1 rRNA gene is annotated in these 2317 nt (G+C 54.2%); it reads right to left on the bottom strand.

Annotation, left to right across the window (positions count from 1 at the left end):
* Positions 1-12: 12 nt before the first annotated feature.
* Positions 13-2317: ribosomal RNA gene (locus tag OGV50_RS00410) — 23S ribosomal RNA — on the bottom strand; the annotation flags it as partial.

Here is a 2317-nt window from a genome sequence, read left to right on the forward strand (position 1 = left end):
CTTCGGCGTTGTAAGGTTAAGCCTCACGGTTCATTAGTACCGGTTAGCTCAACGCATCGCTGCGCTTACACACCCGGCCTATCAACGTCGTCGTCTTCAACGTTCCTTCAGGACTCTCAAGGAGTCAGGGAGAACTCATCTCGGGGCAAGTTTCGTGCTTAGATGCTTTCAGCACTTATCTCTTCCGCATTTAGCTACCGGGCAGTGCCATTGGCATGACAACCCGAACACCAGTGATGCGTCCACTCCGGTCCTCTCGTACTAGGAGCAGCCCCCCTCAGTTCTCCAGCGCCCACGGCAGATAGGGACCGAACTGTCTCACGACGTTCTAAACCCAGCTCGCGTACCACTTTAAATGGCGAACAGCCATACCCTTGGGACCTACTTCAGCCCCAGGATGTGATGAGCCGACATCGAGGTGCCAAACACCGCCGTCGATATGAACTCTTGGGCGGTATCAGCCTGTTATCCCCGGAGTACCTTTTATCCGTTGAGCGATGGCCCTTCCATTCAGAACCACCGGATCACTATGACCTGCTTTCGCACCTGCTCGCGCCGTCACGCTCGCAGTCAAGCCAGCTTATGCCATTGCACTAACCTCCTGATGTCCGACCAGGATTAGCTGACCTTCGTGCTCCTCCGTTACTCTTTAGGAGGAGACCGCCCCAGTCAAACTACCCACCAGACACTGTCCGCAACCCGGATCACGGGCCCACGTTAGAACACCAGCCATTAAAGGGTGGTATTTCAAGGGCGGCTCCATGCAGACTGGCGTCCACACTTCAAAGCCTCCCACCTATCCTACACATCAAGGACCAGTGTTCAGTGTCAAGCTATAGTAAAGGTTCACGGGGTCTTTCCGTCTTGCCGCGGGTACACTGCATCTTCACAGCGAGTTCAATTTCACTGAGTCTCGGGTGGAGACAGCCTGGCCATCATTACGCCATTCGTGCAGGTCGGAACTTACCCGACAAGGAATTTCGCTACCTTAGGACCGTTATAGTTACGGCCGCCGTTTACCGGGGCTTCGATCAAGAGCTTCTCCCGAGGGATAACCCCATCAATTAACCTTCCGGCACCGGGCAGGCGTCACACCGTATACGTCCACTTTCGTGTTTGCACAGTGCTGTGTTTTTAATAAACAGTTGCAGCCAGCTGGTATCTTCGACTGATTTCAGCTCCATGGGTAAACCACTTCACCTACATATCAGCGTGCCTTCTCCCGAAGTTACGGCACCATTTTGCCTAGTTCCTTCACCCGAGTTCTCTCAAGCGCCTTGGTATTCTCTACCTGACCACCTGTGTCGGTTTGGGGTACGATTTCGTGTTACCTGATGCTTAGAGGCTTTTCCTGGAAGCAGGGCATTTGTCACTTCAGCACCGTAGTGCCTCGTCATCACGCCTCAGTGTTAAAGTGCACCGGATTTGCCTGGAGCACACACCTACACGCTTAAACCGGGACAACCGTCGCCCGGCCGACATAGCCTTCTCCGTCCCCCCTTCGCAGTAACACCAAGTACAGGAATATTAACCTGTTTCCCATCGACTACGCCTTTCGGCCTCGCCTTAGGGGTCGACTCACCCTGCCCCGATTAACGTTGGACAGGAACCCTTGGTCTTCCGGCGAGCGGGCTTTTCACCCGCTTTATCGTTACTTATGTCAGCATTCGCACTTCTGATACCTCCAGCATGCCTCACAGCACACCTTCAACGGCTTACAGAACGCTCCCCTACCCAACAACGCATAAGCGTCGCTGCCGCAGCTTCGGTGCATGGTTTAGCCCCGTTACATCTTCCGCGCAGGCCGACTCGACCAGTGAGCTATTACGCTTTCTTTAAATGATGGCTGCTTCTAAGCCAACATCCTGGCTGTCTGGGCCTTCCCACATCGTTTCCCACTTAACCATGACTTTGGGACCTTAGCTGGCGGTCTGGGTTGTTTCCCTCTTCACGACGGACGTTAGCACCCGCCGTGTGTCTCCCGTGATAACATTCTCCGGTATTCGCAGTTTGCATCGGGTTGGTAAGCCGGGATGGCCCCCTAGCCGAAACAGTGCTCTACCCCCGGAGATGAATTCACGAGGCGCTACCTAAATAGCTTTCGGGGAGAACCAGCTATCTCCCGGTTTGATTGGCCTTTCACCCCCAGCCACAGGTCATCCGCTAATTTTTCAACATTAGTCGGTTCGGTCCTCCAGTTAGTGTTACCCAACCTTCAACCTGCCCATGGCTAGATCACCGGGTTTCGGGTCTATACCCTGCAACTTAACGCCCAGTTAAGACTCGGTTTCCCTTCGGCTCCCCTATACGGTTAACC

The organism is Citrobacter sp. CK180 (assembly GCF_030333655.1).
GTDB classification, from domain to species: domain Bacteria; phylum Pseudomonadota; class Gammaproteobacteria; order Enterobacterales; family Enterobacteriaceae; genus Citrobacter_B; species Citrobacter_B koseri.